Origin of the sequence: Herminiimonas glaciei, from assembly GCF_042664955.1 — a bacterium.
Lineage (GTDB): Bacteria > Pseudomonadota > Gammaproteobacteria > Burkholderiales > Burkholderiaceae_D > Oxalicibacterium > Oxalicibacterium glaciei.
This window is the reverse complement of the sequence record NZ_JBHTBU010000002.1, coordinates 987,792-1,003,221: the sequence shown is the minus strand read 5'-3', so window position 1 is coordinate 1,003,221 and position 15,430 is coordinate 987,792. Positions and strand designations below refer to the sequence as shown.

Genomic DNA, 15,430 nt, shown 5'->3' with positions numbered 1-15,430 from the left:
GTAAGCGCATGAAGCCCGGCACCTTGTCCTTTAGTTATTCTTTTACACAGGCAATATGACTGCTGCCGGCAGTCGCTCAGGGCAAGGCCGCAGAGTTCATCCGGCGCAGGATCAGGTCGGTGCGTCGCGCCAGGTAAGCGGTGCCGCGATGTCCGTCATAAAAGCGCGGATTCGGCAACATGACTGCCAGGCGAGCAGCCTGCGGTGCACCGAGTTGCGCTGCCGAAACACCGTAATAATGCTGGGCCGCCGCTTCGGCACCGAAAATACCGACGCCCCATTCGACCACGTTCAGATAGATTTCAAAAATGCGCTCTTTGTCCATCCAGTACTCGAGCATATAAGTAATGATCACCTCCTGCCCTTTGCGCAGGTAGCTGCGTTCGCCGGAGAGGAAGAGATTTTTCGCCAGTTGCTGGGTGATGGTGGAACCGCCGGCTACGACCTTGCCTTTTTTAATATTTTTCTCATAGGCTTTTTGCAAGGCATCCCAATCCACCCCTTCGTGCTCGGAGAAATTGGAATCTTCAGATGCAATGATGGCGCGCTTCAGGTTATTTGAAATGCGATTGTAGGGTATCCACTTGTGCTTGAGCTGCGCGTTTGGATTCTTTTCCTGCAGGATGGAAAGCTGGTGTCGCATGAAGCTGGTCGAGCTCGGGTTGTGATTCACCCACCAGCCTATCTGCAAGAAAAAATACAGTTGCAGCAGCAGCACCAAAAGAACCGGCACGACAATCAGCCAAAACAGCAGCTTGCGCAGTATTTTCATTTTTATATGGTCTGCCTGATTGTAAAAAACGTCTGAAAAAACATGAGGGAAATAGCCCGCTTACAGATGTAAGCGCAGGATACAGCGCAGCTTACAGTTTGTCGCGCAGTTCCTTGAACACTGCAGCGGTCTCCGGCCGCACATTGCGCCAGACATAAAATGATTCCGCCGCCTGCTCCACCAGCATACCCAAACCATCACGCACGGTCGCGCCGTGTTCCAAAGCAAACTGCATGAAAGGCGTCGGCGCCGAGCCATACATCATGTCATATGCCAAAGTACGCTTGGCAAAAACGCGTGGCGAAATTGGTGGCACTTCAGAGGCAAGGCTGGCTGCGGTAGCATTGATCACGATATCGAAAGCATCGTCGAGTGCACCGAAATCACTGACTTCAAGTATGGGCTGCGGTGCAAAGCGTTCCGCCAGGTCCACCGCCTTGGCATGGGTACGATTGGCGATCACCAGTTTGGCCGGCTTTTCATGCAACAATGGCAGGATCACACCACGCGCGGCACCACCGGCACCCAGCAATAAAACCGTTTTACCGGCAACCGCCACACCTGCATTACGCACGATGTCCGTCACCAGGCCCACGCCATCGGTGTTATCACCCAGCATTTCGCCGTTTTCGAATTTCAGCGTATTTACTGCTCCTGCAGCACGTGCACGTTCGCTCAGGCGACTCGCCATCGCATAGGCTTCGAGCTTGAACGGCACCGTCACGTTCAAACCCTTGCCGCCATTGCCGACGAATTTCTGCACGCTGGCGAGGAAACCATCGAGCGGCGCCAGCAAACGATCGTATGTCAAATCCTGCTGCGTTTGCGCGGCAAAACGTGCATGGATATCCGGTGATTTGCTGTGTGCGATCGGATTGCCGATCACTGCGTAATGGTCAGTGCTCACTCATTGGCCTCGTGTTTCGGTTTGCAATGCATCGTCACGCGTGAAGTTGAAACGCGTAATAATTTCCCACACATCATCCTTGCCTACCGAGCGCATATTCTCGGGGAATTTGCCGAAGGGCGCGGAACGTCGCACGATGTTCAGGGCGGCCTGGTCCAGCGCAGGATTACCGGAAGTACGCTCCACGCGTGGACCGCCCTCTTTCATATAGATGGTGCCATCCTGGAAAATGGGGATGTAGACCACCAGTTGACCATATAACTTCTTGCCGTCTTTTTGCGGAAAATTCAGCGTACCGTTTTTTTCTATACGGTCTTGCAAGGCTTTGTAATAAGCCGCATAACCCACTTCGCGTGTGCTCGGCGTCACCTGGGTTTTCTTTGGACGCTTGTTGTAGTCCTCTATGCTGCGCGAAATTTCTGCTTCACGGCGCAACAAGGCTTTCGCACTATCCAGCATATCCACCGCATTGCGTTGCGGGGGCAAATCTTTCACCGGTTCGACATCACTGACTTTAGGCGTGTGGACCGCTGTTTTCTTTTCCATCTGCGCCAGCAGTTTTTGCTGATGCCGCTCCAGCTCTTCTATCTTGCGCCGGGCTGCTTTTGCGCTATCGCCATCTTCGCTTTTACGCAGATCCGGCAATGGCGATTTGGCACGACCGGCATCGGCATTGCCACCACCATCCAGGTTGGCTTGCGCCAGCGCATCCGCTTTCAGTGGCTGCTTGTCATGCTTGGCATTGACCAGTATCACTTCCAGCCCCGGGTCGGTCGGCTTGAACTTGAAGGCTTCCGGCGGCGTGAAGTGCACGGCCAGCAACGCCGCATGCGCCAGCACGGAAATCGTGACGGCGGCAGACAAAAAGCGATTCTGGAAAAAAGACTTCACGTGCGGGATAGTCAGCAATAGTAATTAAAGAAATGAATTTTACGGCAAAGCCGGGCTGATCCAGTGGAATCGAGCCGGCTTATTCGGCCGAAGCAGGATTTGCGGCCGGGTCAGGCACGGCAGTTTCCAGCAACTCCGGCTCAATAGGCACCGGCTCGGCATCACCTTCCATCATATCGTCAGTCATTTCATCGTCCAGTTCGGCCGCCGCGGCGGTACTGGCGCCGGCATCCTGGATGATATCGAGCAGGCGTGCTTCAACCGTCAAATCCACTTCATCCCAGCGCAGCAAATCCAGTTTGACTTGCGAACCGCGTGCCACCTGCGGCATACCGGACAGCTTGATGACCAATGGAATATAGACCAGGCGCAGGATTTCTTCCTTCAAGACTGCCGCTTCGACCTTCATGGTCTCGGCCTCGCCTTTTTCCTGGCTCAGCCAGCGCAGGCACCAATAGCGTTCCATATCGGCCTGGAAGGCAGCATACGCGCTGTAAGCCGCATCGAAGGCCGACACGATTGCGAACAGATCGGCATCACGCTGCTTGAAAGGTGCAACCAGCGGAGCGGTTACGCCATGCTCTATGCATGCGAGGATTTGCCATTGATTGACCAGATCGGTATAGCGACGCAGCGGCGAAGTGCTCCACGCATATTGATCAACGCCCAGGCCTTGATGGGGTGCCGCGTGGGTTTGCATCCGTACCTGCATCTTGGCCGCCCAGCCATTACCGGAACCGCCACCTTGTGCGCGATAGATACCGGGTACGCCATGTTCGTGCAATAACTTGCCCCAGCTGCTATTGGTCAGGATCGCCAGTTCAGCAACAATTTTGTCGAGTGGCGCACCACGCTTGCGGCGCTGGATGGAGACCACATCGTTTTCAACATAAAAGTTGAAGTCGACGCGATTATTTTGTTCCGGCCGCAAGCCAAAGCTTTCGCGCTTGGCCATGCGGCCCTGCTCCAGGACCTGCGCCCATTTCCACAACAGCGCGATATCTTCCTTGTACGGATAGTCACCAACATCTGCCGCCAGATTATCTTCGGTGACGTAAGCATCAAGATCGTTGTGACGCAAATTGGCTGCAATCGGTACCCGCTCCGCGCGTGTTTCGCTGGCGACCACCGACCAGTCGGACGGATCCAGCGTAACGTACAAGGACAGGGCCGGGCAAACCCGTCCCTCTGCCAGCGTATATTCTTCCACCAGTTCGTCCGGCAACATCGTGATCTTGTCGCCCGGCATATAGACAGTAGACAGACGCTGGCGCGCAATCACATCCAATGCATCATCCCGCTTGATGCCCAAACCCGGTGCAGCAATATGAATGCCGACACAAACCTTGCCATCCGGCAGGCGCGTGACCGACATTGCATCGTCGATTTCGGTCGTTGTCACATCATCAATCGAAAATGCCTGCACATCGGCCACCGGCAATTCCGGCAAGCTTGGCAACGCAATCTCGGGGAAGCCGATACCCTTGGGGAAAGATTCAAACAGGAATTTGGAGAAATGCAAATCCTTGGCCGATGGAATCCCGCCTACCGCCAGCATCAGGCGCTGCGGTGCCATTTGCAATTCCGTGCAGGCCGCATCCAGCGCCTTGTATTCGATGGAATTCTTATCCGGCTTGAAAAGCAGTTGCAGTACGATAGGACGCATCGCTTCCGGCAAACGCATGGCCTTTAATTCTTCGACATACTGCGCTTGCACCAGGGCTTGCTGGCGTTTCTTTTCGACGCCGGCCAATGCCGCTTTCAACGAAGCTTCCGGTGCCGCCTTGTAACGGCCTTTACCTTTTTTATAGAAATAAATCGGTGCCGCATGCAAGCGCAGGATCAAGCCGGCCGCTTCATGTGGTTTCGGTTCATGGCCGAAATACTCGGCACCCAACTCAGCAAAGCCGAACTCTTCCTGGCCCGCCACTTCCCACAGAAAATCGAGATCGATATCTGCTGCAATGGCTTGCGCGTCCGTCATGAATTCCGCCGGCGCAGGGCTGGCAAACTGCAGCAGGACATCCTTGGATCTCACCTTGCTGCGTTTGCCGGAAGGCATTTCAACCTGATATGCCTCGCCTTGCTGCGACATCGCGACGCCGGCTTTGAAGTCGCCGGATTCATCAAAAAATAGATTCATTCAATACTTTGCATTTAATAATTGTTCGAACAGCTTCGTCTACTGATCGCTCACGCTGGCAGGCGGAGTCGATTGCTGCATGGATTAGGCGCATCGCTGCGCTGTGTTATTTAGCTTTTCCTCTCGGCGTGCGGATTCTGCCGGATCGTAGCCAGATTGGGGAGAAAAACTTCTGTCACCAGTAATAAACCTTTGCCGCGGCGATACAAACAGCGGCGCGCAAACAAGGGACTTGGCAAGGCCTGTCCCAAGGCAGCCGCAGCGCGCAAGACCAGCGGATGCTGTGCCGACAGCCGTGCATATTCAAGTTCGCCGCGCCAGACCCGCGGATCGCCAAACAAGGTCGTTCCCAGCGAACGTTCACCGAGGCGACCGAAGAAAGGCCAGTCGGAAGCAGTGGCGGACAGCGGCACTATCGTGTGTGCATAGACGACAGGTGTGTCATCACAGCACAGCAATACTTCCCGCTCCTGCACCAGGCGACGGTCGGGCAAACCAACCTTCTCAAATTCATCAGCCAGCGGCAGCGCATGCTGTTGCACCAGGCGGCGTATGCGGAAATGCTCGCAACGCGCCACCAGTTTCATCGTCAGCGACATCGAATCGGTCAGCCAGCCGCGCATTTGCGGTGATGCATGGACACCGTTGACGTGCTCAAACCAGTGCGCCTGCGTAACCGAGCGATGCGAGCGATACTTCACTGCGCCACCCCGGTATCCACACCGCAAAAAGCCAATACTTCATCCGCGTATTCGGCAAAGTCCGAAATACCGTGGTCGCTACCCTGGATCACACGCTGCCTGGCACCGGCAAACTGCGCCACCATTTCGCGCCAGTCGAGCAATTCATCACCGGTCGCGGCCATCAGGAAATAGCGTTCCGGATGCGTAATCGCAGGCACTGCCAGCGCCGCTAATTCATCAATATACTCGCGCTTGAATTCAAATGCCTCATTCGAGTGATATTGCGTTTTGACACCAACTTGCGTCGCCAGATCACGTGCTGCATGCACCGCCGGATTCAGTAAAACCGCGCGGCAACCCAGTTTCTCCGCCAGCCAGGTGGCGTAATACCCACCGAGCGAAGATCCTATCAGTATGAGCTCGGCAGGCGGGACTGTTTGCGCAATAGCAAGTGCCAGTTCAATCGCAGCGCGCGGCGACGCCGGCAACTGCGGACAGGCATATTCATCGCCGCGCCCCAGGGTCTGCATACGGGCGGCCAGCAAACTGGTTTTAAACGAGAGTGGTGACGAACGAAAACCGTGCAAATACAAAATCATTTAGCCAGCGCATCCAGAATTTTTTGATGCACGCCACCAAAACCGCCATTGCTCATGACCAACACCTGGTCACCCGCTTGCGCGCTCTGCGCAATGGCTTGTACCAATGCCGGTAAATCATGAAAGGCACGCGCCTTCTCACCCAAAGGTGCCAGCGCTTCGGCCAGGTCCCAGCCCAAGGCATCCTTGCCGTTACCGCTGGCGCCATAACCGAATATCAGGTCGGCATCGACCAGGCTGCCGGGCAAGGCTTCTTTCATCGTGCCCAGCTTCATCGTATTCGAACGTGGTTCCAGCACTGCCAGGATGCGCGCCTTGCCAACCTTCTTGCGCAAGCCTTCAACCGTGGTCGCGATCGCGGTCGGATGATGCGCAAAGTCGTCATACACCGCGATGTCCTTGACGGTACCGCGCAATTCCATGCGCCGCTTCACATTTTCAAACTGCCCCAGTGCAGCGATCGACTGCGCCGGCAACACGCCGACGTGACGTGCTGCGGCGATGGCCGCCAGTGCATTCATGCGATTGTGTTCGCCGGTCAGCGACCACTGCACCGTGCCCTGCAATTCACCATTGAAGATCACGTCGAAATTGCCGTCATCGTGCGTAACCAACGACCAGCCATCCTTGCCGCCAAACCACTCACTCTCACTCCAGCAGCCGCGCTGCAATACGCGCTGCAACGAAGCTTCACGACCATTCGCAATCACGCGCCCAACGCCGGGCACGGTGCGCACCAGATGGTGGAACTGGGTTTCTATGGCCTGCAGGTCAGGAAAAATATCGGCGTGGTCGTATTCCAGGTTATTCAGGATCGCTGTCTTCGCGTGGTAGTGCACGAACTTGCTGCGCTTATCGAAGAAAGCCGTATCGTATTCGTCCGCTTCGATCACGAAGAATGAGGATTCCTTGCCGCTGCCGGACAGGCGCGCAGAAATGCCAAAATTCATCGGCACGCCGCCAATCAGGAAGCCCGGGTCGTAACCGGCATCTTCCAGTATCCAGGCCAGCATCGACGAAGTTGTGGTTTTACCGTGCGTACCTGCCACCGCAAGCACCCACTTACCTTGCAGGATGTGCTCGCCTATCCATTGCGGGCCGGAGGTATATGGCAAGCCGCGATTGAGGATTTCTTCCATCAACGGATTGCCGCGCGAGACGACATTGCCGACGACATATAAATCAGGAGCCAGGCTAATCTGTTCGGGACCGTAACCTTCGATCAGCTTGATGCCTTGCGCTTCAAGCTGGGTACTCATAGGCGGATAGACGTTCGCGTCGCATCCGGTAACCGTATGCCCGGCGGCCTTTGCCAGAACTGCCAAACCACCCATGAAGGTGCCGCAAACGCCAAGTATGTGGATATGCATTGTACAATTTCGGATTGGAATAACGAGATTTTACCCGACGATGGGCTTCTGTCGGCGGGAGTATCATTCGCGCCATGTCAACTCACCCCCTGTCCGATACAGAATTGCTGCGTGCCGAAATCGCCGTAGCCGCCGCACGCCTGATTGCCGAAGACGGGCTTGATTACGGCACCGCCAAACGCAAGGCGGTGAAACAGATACTGGGCAATGGCAAGGTGCGCGGCAATATCCTGCCGGACAACAGCCAGATCGAGGACGAAGTCCGCCAGTATAACGAGCTGTTTTTCAGCGACACCCAGCCCGCGCGCTTATTGCATTTACGCCAACTGGCAGTACGACTAATGGCGGAACTAACACCTTTCCAGCCGCATCTGACCGGCGCAATCCTGAACGGCACGGCCGGCGAACATTCGGACATCCATCTGCAATTGTTCGCGGAAAGCCCGAAAGATGTGGAGATTTACTTATTAAATAAAGGCGTGGATTTTGACGTATCGGAATCCAGCCACTTCAAAGGCCATAACGAACCGGTAGAAACCCTGAGTTTCATCTGGCAGCAGGAAGGCGTGCACCTGGCCTTGTATGAAATCGATGATTTACGCGGCGCCCTGAAAAAATCGCCATCCGGCCGTAACGAGCGGGCTGATATAGAATCTGTGCGCGCACTGCTATCCGGGGAAAACGAGTAAATATGAAACGTAATGTATTGTTGTTCGGCGCTATCGCCGTGTTCTTTGCTGCCATCGGCATCTACTTCGGTAATAAGCACCACAGCCCGGCCGCTCCCGAATCGCCGGCCGTCGCCACCTTCTTTGCCCAGCAAATGGAAGATAGCGCCGGCAAAATGCATACGCTGGGCGAATGGCAGGGCAAAACGCTGATTGTTAACTTCTGGGCAACATGGTGCGCACCTTGCGTGGAAGAAATGCCTGAGTTGACTGAATTACAAACCGAGCTGGCTGGGAAGCATATCCAGATCCTCGGCGTCGGCATCGACTCGCCGAGCAATATCCGCGAGTTTGCCGCCAAATACAAAATTACCTATCCACTTTATATAGCCGGCCTGACCGGCAGCGAGCTGTCGCGCCAATTCGGCAACCAGTCTGGCGGCCTGCCTTTCACCGTTATCATTGGACCGAAAGGCGATGTGCGCAAGACCTACCTGGGACGCCTGAAGATGGATCAATTACGCGCGGACATCGCTGCTCTTTAAGCGTAAAGCAAGATTTTTCCTTGCCAATCAGCGCCATTTAGCGGCAAAATGCGGCCATCGTCGTCAAACGGAGTTGCATCTCCATGGCAAAAAATATTCTTTTATTAAACGGCCCGAACCTGAATTTATTGGGTTCGCGCGAGCCTGAGGTCTATGGCGCCACCACTCTTGCCGATGTGGAACGTGCTGCCAGCGAACAGGTTGCGCAAGCCGGTGCCAAATTGACCACCTTCCAGAGCAATCACGAAGGTGCGTTGATAGACCGCATCCAGGCCGCGAAAAAAGAAGGTATCGATGCCATCGTGATTAATCCGGGCGGACTCACGCATACCAGCGTATCATTGCGCGATGCATTGGCCGCCGTTGCCATTCCATTTGTGGAAATTCACGTTTCCAATATTCACCAGCGCGAAGCATTCCGCCACCATTCCTATCTGTCCGGCATCGCCGTCGGCGTGATATGCGGCTTGGGTACCGAAGGATATGCAGCAGCCATCTCTTTTGCACTCAAAAAGCTCTAATTTCTCCCATTTGTCGGCAAATGACTTATAATTGCCGCCATCTTCAATCATAAAAATTAAAATTTCCAAGGAAATTCACATGGATTTACGCAAGCTCAAGACCCTCATTGATCTGGTCGCAGAATCAGATATCGCTGAACTGGAAGTGACGGAAGGCGAAAGCAAAGTCCGTATCGTCAAATCTTCGGCAGCACCGCAAAACCAAGTCGTGATGATGCAACCGCAAGGCGCACCAGCGCAATATGCGCCCGCAGCAGCACCAGTTGCCGCCGCCGCACCAGTCGCTGCAGCGCCAGTTGAAATCAAAGGCCACGTCGTCAAATCACCTATGGTCGGCAGTTTCTACCGCTCTTCCGCTCCAGGCTCGCCGGCCTTTGTCGAAGTCGGCTCGGTAGTCAAGGAAGGCGATACCCTGTGCATCATCGAAGCAATGAAACTCTTGAATGAAATCGATGCTGACGCTTCCGGCGTCATCAAGGAAATCCTGGTCGAAAACGGCCAACCGGTCGAGTTTGGCCAACCGTTGTTTATCATCGGCTAATAAGATGGCAGCAGGGGCTATACAGGCGCACACGCCGCCCCTCTTCCACTCTCGCTGATTCGATTCCATCCTTATAACGACGAGTCCAATTTCCACTATGTTTGAAAAAATCCTCATCGCCAATCGCGGCGAAATCGCGCTCCGTATCCAGCGCGCCTGCCGCGAAATGGGCATCAAGACCGTGGTTGTCCACTCCGAGGCAGACCGCGACGCAAAATACGTCAAGCTGGCCGACGAGTCCGTTTGTATCGGCCCGGCACCTTCTTCACTGAGCTACCTGAATATGCCGGCCATCATCAGCGCGGCGGAAGTGACGGATGCCGAAGCGATCCATCCCGGCTACGGCTTCCTGTCCGAAAACGCTGATTTTGCCGAACGCGTAGAACAATCCGGCTTCGTCTTCATTGGCCCACGTTCCGATTCGATCCGCATGATGGGCGATAAAGTATCGGCCAAACAGGCGATGATCAAGGCCGGTGTGCCATGCGTCCCCGGCTCAGAAGGCGCATTGCCGGATGATGCGAAAGAAATCGTACAGATCGCACGCAAGATTGGTTACCCGGTCATTATCAAAGCAGCCGGTGGCGGTGGCGGACGCGGCATGCGCGTCGTGCATACCGAAGCGGCATTGCTGAATGCCGTGACCATGACCAAGACAGAAGCCGGCAGCGCTTTCGGCAATCCGGAAGTGTATATGGAGAAGTACCTGGAAAATCCACGCCACGTGGAAATCCAGATCCTCGCCGACGAACACAAAAATGCCATCTGGCTGGGCGAACGCGATTGCTCTATGCAGCGCCGCCACCAGAAAGTATTGGAAGAAGCACCAGCGCCGGGCATTCCACGCAAAACCATAGAACGCATCGGTGACCGTTGCGCCGAAGCTTGCCGCAAGATGGGCTATCGCGGCGCCGGCACTTTTGAATTCCTGTACGAAAACGGCGAGTTCTATTTCATTGAAATGAACACCCGCGTCCAGGTCGAACATCCGGTCACCGAAATGATTACCGGCATCGATATCGTACAAGAACAAATCCGTATTGCTGCCGGCGAGAAACTGCGTTTCCGTCAACGTGACGTGATCCTCAGCGGCCACGCCATCGAATGCCGTATCAATGCCGAAGATCCGTTCAAATTCACCCCTTCGCCGGGCAAGATCGTTTCCTGGCACGCGCCGGGCGGTCCTGGCATCCGGGTTGACTCGCATGCTTATGCCGGTTACTACGTGCCGCCGCACTATGATTCGATGGTCGGCAAGGTCATCGCCTACGGTGCAACCCGCGAACAGGCTATCAAGCGCATGCAGATCGCTTTGTCGGAAATGGTGGTCGAAGGCATTCAGACCAACATCCCATTGCATCGTGAATTGATGGTGGATGCACGCTTCATCGAAGGCGGCACCAACATCCATTACCTCGAGCAAAAACTGGCGAACAAACCTGATTTGCCTAAAGAGTAAGCAGCACCATTCCCTGGCGGCGAGCCAATCGCTGTAACAATCATTCCATTTGATTGTTACAGCGAATACAAACTATCATCACCCTGCCCCTTGCGGGCACACAGCCCCTATAATGGCTGACAGTAAAGTACATCGAGGTATTCATGAGCTGGACCGAAATTGTGATCGAAGTCGCCCGTACGCATGCGGAAGCATTATCCGATGCGCTGATGGAGGCTGGCGCATTATCAGTCTCGGTAGAGGACGCTGACTTCGGCACTGACGCCGAGCAACCTTTGTTCGGCGAGCCCGGCATGGAACCGACAGAAGCGGCATGGGAACACAGCCGCGTGGTCGCACTGACACCGATCGAAGCCGACCAGGCCGCCATCGTTGCCGAAGCCGCCCAGGCGGTTGGCCTCGCTGCCACAGATGTTGCCTTTACGCTGCGCGCGGTAGAAGAACAGGATTGGGTACGTTTGACCCAATCGCAATTCGAACCTATCCATATCGGTAAAAATATCTGGGTCGTGCCGAGCTGGCACGATGCACCTGATCCGCAGGCACTGGTATTGGAACTGGATCCCGGCCTCGCCTTCGGCACCGGTAGCCACCCGACCACACGCCTGTGCATGGAATGGCTGGAAGCGCATCCGCCGGTCGGCCTGAGCGTACTCGATTACGGTTGCGGCTCCGGCATCCTCGCGATGGTGGCGGCCAAGCTCGGTTCGACTGACGTTATCGGCATCGATATCGATCCGCAAGCGATCAAGTCGGCACTCTTCAATACCGAACGCAATCATTGCGAAGTTGCCTATTACCTGCCGGACGAATTTGCGAACTCCGGCCATGCGCATACCTTTGATGTGGTCGTCGCGAATATCCTCGCCAACCCGCTCAAAGTCATGGCACCGATGTTGTCCGGACGCGTGAAGCCGGGCGGCAAACTGATATTGTCGGGTGTGCTTGCGACCCAGGTAGAAGAAGTCAGCGCCGCTTACGCCCCTTTCATCAAGCTCAGCGTCTGGGCCGAACATGAAGGTTGGGTTGCCCTCGCCGGCCAACTTCCTCCCGGTCCGGAATCCGGCCAGGCATAACGCGCTCATGGCACTCGCGACTCAATGTCCCCACTGCCAAACGACGTTTCGCGTCGCGCATGATCAATTGAAGTTGCGCGCAGGCCTGGTGCGCTGCGGTTATTGCAAGGAAATCTTTAACGGCATAGAAAACCTGCTGCCGTCGGAAGATCCGACCTCGGCGGCACCAGCCGTGCCCGCCACCACCAACACAGAAACCACAGAAGTTCAGGTCCAGGCCACGGCTGTTGCGCCGCAGATAGAACAAGACGCCAACGAAGACAGTGCTCCGGCCATAGCCGATAGCAATGAATCCATTCCCGACGAGCCGGATGAAACTGCAAGCGCTGACACGGAAGAGCCGGTAGCCGAAGTCACTGCCGCCAGCAAGCTCGATTTCGATATCCCGGCCGGCTTTGAACGCGACGCCGACCAGTATGTGCCGGATCCCGCCTACGAAGCAAACAAACCGGAAGACCCGCTGCAGCGCATGACCTTGCTGGATTTCACGCGCGACTTGCCGGATGAAATCAATGCAGAAAACACCGCTTCGACTTACGATCCGAATGAGCTGGACCAGGCCATCAACGATTTGCAACGCAAACCGTGGCGCCGCAGCCGGAAGTCCGCCCAAGCCGCAAGCGAAGATGCATTGGATGCAGTCGATGCCGATGATGAACCCGACTTCCTCAAACGTGGTCGGCGCAAACAGCGCCTGAGCCGCAAGCTGCGCATCTTCCTTGGCGTCAGCTGCTTCATCTTGCTGATCGCTGCCTTGCTGCAGGGCGCATATGTATTCCGCAATCAAATTGCCGGCTGGTTCCCGCAAGCCAAACCGGCCCTGATCCAGACTTGTGAACTGCTGGGTTGTCGCATCGACCTGCCGGCACAAATCGACCAGGTATCGATCGAGTCCAGCGAACTGCAAACGCTGGCCAACAACAAGGATACGTTTGTACTCACTACGCTGCTACGCAACTACAGCAGTACGTATCAGGAATGGCCGCATATAGAATTGACGCTCAATGACATCAACGAGAAACCCCTGCTCAGGCGCGTCTTTACACCTGCCGACTATCTGCACAATAGCGAAGATGTACGCATCGGCTTTAGCGCCAACAGTGAACGCAGCGTCAAATTATCTTTTGAACTGACGCAGCTGAAAGCATCGGGTTACCGCGTCTACCTGTTCTATCCATGAACCACGGTCTCACTGAATGCCGCAATGCCGCGGCACAGTGTATGATTGCGACCAATTTCTTACTCTGGCCTGTTCCCTACTTAATATGAAATCCTTAATCTGCGGTTCCGTTGCATTCGATACCATCATGTCCTTTGAAGGTCGTTTCGCTGAAGCCTTGCTGGCCGAGCAGTTGCACAAGATCAACGTATCTTTCCTGGTACCGACGATACGCCGCGAATTCGGTGGTTGTGCCGGCAATATCGCCTACAACCTGAAAATGCTGGGCGGCGATCCTTTGATCATGGCGACCATAGGGCAGGATGGCGCGTCCTACCGCGAGCGCCTCGAGCAATTGCAGATTTCCCAGCAATGCCTGAAAACCATAGACGATTCCTACACCGGCCAGGCTTTCATCACGACTGATGCCGGCGGCAACCAGATCAATGCCTTCCATCCCGGCGCGATGAGCTTTTCCCATTACAACAAGGTCGCAGATGCAAGCAAAGTGGCCATCGCCATCGTCGCACCGGACGGCCGTGACGGCATGCTGCAGCACGCACAGCACTGCGCCGACCTGGATATCCCACTGATCTTCGATCCGGGCCAGGGCTTGCCTATGTTTAATGGTGATGAATTGAAGAATTTCATTGAGCTGGCAACCTACGTCGCCGTCAATGATTACGAAGCGGAATTGCTGACCGAGCGTACCGGCCTGTCACTGAAACAGATCGCGGAACGCGTATCCGCACTGGTCGTCACACGCGGTGAACAAGGTGCAGAGATTTTCACCGGCAGCGAACACTTGAATATCCCATGCGTCAAAGCTGAACAGGTACTCGATCCGACCGGTTGCGGCGACGCATTCCGTGCCGGCATGTTGTTTGGCCTGACCAACAATATGGATTGGGCGACGACCGGCCGCTTGTCTAGCCTGATGGGTTCGATCAAGATCGCGCATCAAGGTCCGCAAAACCATGTATTGTCGCGTGCAGAAATCGACGATCGCTTCCAGCAGGCTTTCGGCTATCGCCTGTAACTGATAGGCAAAGTGCGGTGCCGGCGCAAGGCCGGGCCGCACAAATATGTGTCTACAGCAGTGCTGCCACCAGGGTAGTGACCAGCTGAATCGCGATGCGCAGCAGGATCAGCGCAACCAGCGGCGATAAATCCACCGTCCCGATCAAAGGCACCACGCGGCGCAAAGGCCGCATCAACGGATCATTCAGGGCGCGGACAAACGGTGCCAGCGGAGCCCGTGGATTCACCCAGCTGAAAATCACTTCAATCAGGATCAGGCCAATCAGGCCATACAATGCCCACTGCACCACCCGCAACAAGGACAACAATAGCAGCGTCTGCGCACTGAAGCCGCCACGCAGCAGCAAGTCAACAGCTGTTGCCGCCAACGCCACCAGGAAAGCACCAATCACACTGGCCCAGTCATAACCACCGGCACCGGGCAATACACGGCGCAACGGGCGTACCAGCCAATCAGTCAATTGATAGGTAAATTGTGCCAACTCCATCGGTGGACGCACGCGAACCGCCTGCATCCAGAATCTGAGCAGCAAGGCACCCGCCAGCACGATGGCGACGGTATCGATAATCAGCGTAAATACACTATCCAGCACGGAGGCTCCTTAAAAAAAAACCGCTGTGCGACAAAAGCCACACAGCGGGATTGTGCCTGAAATTAATCAAGCGCATCCAGGCGAACCTGGATTTACGGACGTGTGCCCGTTGGAAACGGCCATGCTGCTGCCGGATTCAACACCGTCTTGACTGCAGGTGCTGCTACTGCTGCTGGCTTGGCGGCAGGCTTTTTAGGCGCTGCTTTTTTAGCTGCAGGTTTTTTAGCAACTGGCTTTTTAGCTGCAGCTTTTTTGGCTGCTGGCTTAGCTGCTGGCTTTTTAGCGGCTGCTTTTTTTGCTGCTGGCTTTTTCGCTACAGCTTTTTTAGCAACTGCTTTTTTAGCCGCTGGCTTTTTGGCTGCTGCTTTTTTGGCCGCTGGCTTTTTCTTAGCAACGACTTTTTTAGCTACAGCTTTTTTAGCTACTGGCTTTTTAGCTGCTGCTTTTTTAGCCACTGGCTTT

17 protein-coding genes are annotated in these 15,430 nt (G+C 55.3%); 8 read left to right on the top strand and 9 right to left on the bottom strand.

Annotated elements, in window-relative coordinates; genetic code table 11:
• Positions 1–76 precede the first annotated feature (76 nt).
• The 7 genes from mtgA to mpl form a co-directional block, all read right to left on the bottom strand.
• A complete protein-coding gene (gene mtgA / locus ACFQPC_RS15685; RefSeq protein WP_382272779.1) occupies positions 77–772 on the bottom strand; it encodes a monofunctional biosynthetic peptidoglycan transglycosylase in 696 nt (231 codons plus the stop codon).
• Positions 773–863: 91 nt separating this feature from the next.
• Entirely contained in the window at positions 864–1,679 is an 816-nt protein-coding gene (gene aroE / locus ACFQPC_RS15680; protein WP_382272778.1) for a shikimate dehydrogenase, read from the bottom strand.
• On the bottom strand, positions 1,680–2,570 hold the full coding sequence (locus tag ACFQPC_RS15675) for a TonB C-terminal domain-containing protein (RefSeq protein WP_382272777.1): 891 nt from the start codon (positions 2,568–2,570) through the stop codon (positions 1,680–1,682). It lies immediately after the preceding gene.
• A gap of 79 nt (positions 2,571–2,649) precedes the next feature.
• Positions 2,650–4,713: a ribonuclease catalytic domain-containing protein gene (locus tag ACFQPC_RS15670; RefSeq protein ID WP_382272776.1), complete on the bottom strand. Its 2,064-nt coding sequence runs from the start codon at positions 4,711–4,713 to the stop codon at positions 2,650–2,652.
• Between the two features lie 110 nt (positions 4,714–4,823).
• Positions 4,824–5,414 carry a chorismate--pyruvate lyase family protein gene (locus ACFQPC_RS15665; RefSeq protein WP_382272775.1) on the bottom strand — a complete coding sequence of 197 codons (591 nt, stop codon included), beginning with the start codon at positions 5,412–5,414 and terminating at the stop codon, positions 4,824–4,826.
• Positions 5,411–5,995, bottom strand: coding sequence for a YqiA/YcfP family alpha/beta fold hydrolase (locus ACFQPC_RS15660; protein ID WP_382272774.1), 585 nt, complete (start codon positions 5,993–5,995; stop codon positions 5,411–5,413). The genes ACFQPC_RS15665 and ACFQPC_RS15660 overlap by 4 nt, the downstream gene beginning before the upstream one ends.
• Positions 5,992–7,365: a UDP-N-acetylmuramate:L-alanyl-gamma-D-glutamyl-meso-diaminopimelate ligase gene (gene mpl, locus ACFQPC_RS15655; RefSeq protein WP_382272773.1), complete on the bottom strand. Its 1,374-nt coding sequence runs from the start codon at positions 7,363–7,365 to the stop codon at positions 5,992–5,994. The genes ACFQPC_RS15660 and mpl overlap by 4 nt, the downstream gene beginning before the upstream one ends.
• Positions 7,366–7,439: 74 nt before the next feature.
• On the opposite strand from mpl, the gene ACFQPC_RS15650 reads away from it, so the two are divergent.
• The 8 genes from ACFQPC_RS15650 (at position 7,440) to ACFQPC_RS15615 (ending at position 14,373) form a co-directional block, all read left to right on the top strand.
• Positions 7,440–8,054 (top strand): hypothetical protein, encoded by a 615-nt coding sequence (locus tag ACFQPC_RS15650; RefSeq protein ID WP_382272772.1) that lies wholly within the window; start codon positions 7,440–7,442, stop codon positions 8,052–8,054.
• A 2-nt stretch (positions 8,055–8,056) separates the two neighbouring features.
• Positions 8,057–8,578 carry a TlpA family protein disulfide reductase gene (locus tag ACFQPC_RS15645; RefSeq protein ID WP_382272771.1) on the top strand — a complete coding sequence of 174 codons (522 nt, stop codon included), beginning with the start codon at positions 8,057–8,059 and terminating at the stop codon, positions 8,576–8,578.
• 83 nt (positions 8,579–8,661) lie between these two features.
• Positions 8,662–9,099 carry a type II 3-dehydroquinate dehydratase gene (gene aroQ / locus ACFQPC_RS15640; RefSeq protein ID WP_012080819.1) on the top strand — a complete coding sequence of 146 codons (438 nt, stop codon included), beginning with the start codon at positions 8,662–8,664 and terminating at the stop codon, positions 9,097–9,099.
• A gap of 79 nt (positions 9,100–9,178) precedes the next feature.
• Complete coding sequence (gene accB, locus ACFQPC_RS15635) at positions 9,179–9,640, top strand: acetyl-CoA carboxylase biotin carboxyl carrier protein (RefSeq protein WP_382272770.1); 462 nt, start codon at positions 9,179–9,181, stop codon at positions 9,638–9,640.
• 97 nt (positions 9,641–9,737) lie between these two features.
• The gene (gene accC, locus ACFQPC_RS15630) at positions 9,738–11,099 is read left to right on the top strand and encodes an acetyl-CoA carboxylase biotin carboxylase subunit (protein WP_012080821.1); all 1,362 of its coding nucleotides are present in this window, start codon (positions 9,738–9,740) and stop codon (positions 11,097–11,099) included.
• A gap of 143 nt (positions 11,100–11,242) precedes the next feature.
• The gene (prmA, locus tag ACFQPC_RS15625; protein ID WP_382272769.1) at positions 11,243–12,175 is read left to right on the top strand and encodes a 50S ribosomal protein L11 methyltransferase; all 933 of its coding nucleotides are present in this window, start codon (positions 11,243–11,245) and stop codon (positions 12,173–12,175) included.
• A 7-nt stretch (positions 12,176–12,182) separates the two neighbouring features.
• Positions 12,183–13,355, top strand: coding sequence for a DUF3426 domain-containing protein (locus tag ACFQPC_RS15620; RefSeq protein ID WP_382272768.1), 1,173 nt, complete (start codon positions 12,183–12,185; stop codon positions 13,353–13,355).
• 85 nt (positions 13,356–13,440) lie between these two features.
• Positions 13,441–14,373 (top strand): carbohydrate kinase family protein, encoded by a 933-nt coding sequence (locus ACFQPC_RS15615; protein ID WP_382272767.1) that lies wholly within the window; start codon positions 13,441–13,443, stop codon positions 14,371–14,373.
• 52 nt (positions 14,374–14,425) lie between these two features.
• On the opposite strand, the gene ACFQPC_RS15610 is transcribed toward ACFQPC_RS15615, so the two are convergent.
• Positions 14,426–14,968, bottom strand: a complete 543-nt coding sequence (locus ACFQPC_RS15610; protein ID WP_012080825.1) for a YggT family protein — start codon at positions 14,966–14,968, stop codon at positions 14,426–14,428.
• Positions 14,969–15,060: 92 nt separating this feature from the next.
• On the bottom strand, positions 15,061–15,430 hold a 370-nt coding region (locus tag ACFQPC_RS15605), incomplete at its 5' end, for a histone H1-like DNA-binding protein (protein WP_465261807.1).

Excerpts from the sequence above, each read along its gene's own strand:
- mtgA (WP_382272779.1), bottom strand. The coding sequence starts at position 772 with ATGAAAATACTGCGCAAGCTGCTGTTTTGGCTGATTGTCGTGCCGGTT.
- ACFQPC_RS15670 (WP_382272776.1), bottom strand. The coding sequence starts at position 4,713 with ATGAATCTATTTTTTGATGAATCCGGCGACTTCAAAGCCGGCGTCGCG.
- ACFQPC_RS15660 (WP_382272774.1), bottom strand. The coding sequence starts at position 5,995 with ATGATTTTGTATTTGCACGGTTTTCGTTCGTCACCACTCTCGTTTAAA.
- mpl (WP_382272773.1), bottom strand. The coding sequence starts at position 7,365 with ATGCATATCCACATACTTGGCGTTTGCGGCACCTTCATGGGTGGTTTG.
- ACFQPC_RS15650 (WP_382272772.1), top strand. The coding sequence starts at position 7,440 with ATGTCAACTCACCCCCTGTCCGATACAGAATTGCTGCGTGCCGAAATC.
- ACFQPC_RS15645 (WP_382272771.1), top strand. The coding sequence starts at position 8,057 with ATGAAACGTAATGTATTGTTGTTCGGCGCTATCGCCGTGTTCTTTGCT.
- aroQ (WP_012080819.1), top strand. The coding sequence starts at position 8,662 with ATGGCAAAAAATATTCTTTTATTAAACGGCCCGAACCTGAATTTATTG.
- accB (WP_382272770.1), top strand. The coding sequence starts at position 9,179 with ATGGATTTACGCAAGCTCAAGACCCTCATTGATCTGGTCGCAGAATCA.
- accC (WP_012080821.1), top strand. The coding sequence starts at position 9,738 with ATGTTTGAAAAAATCCTCATCGCCAATCGCGGCGAAATCGCGCTCCGT.
- prmA (WP_382272769.1), top strand. The coding sequence starts at position 11,243 with ATGAGCTGGACCGAAATTGTGATCGAAGTCGCCCGTACGCATGCGGAA.
- ACFQPC_RS15620 (WP_382272768.1), top strand. The coding sequence starts at position 12,183 with ATGGCACTCGCGACTCAATGTCCCCACTGCCAAACGACGTTTCGCGTC.
- ACFQPC_RS15615 (WP_382272767.1), top strand. The coding sequence starts at position 13,441 with ATGAAATCCTTAATCTGCGGTTCCGTTGCATTCGATACCATCATGTCC.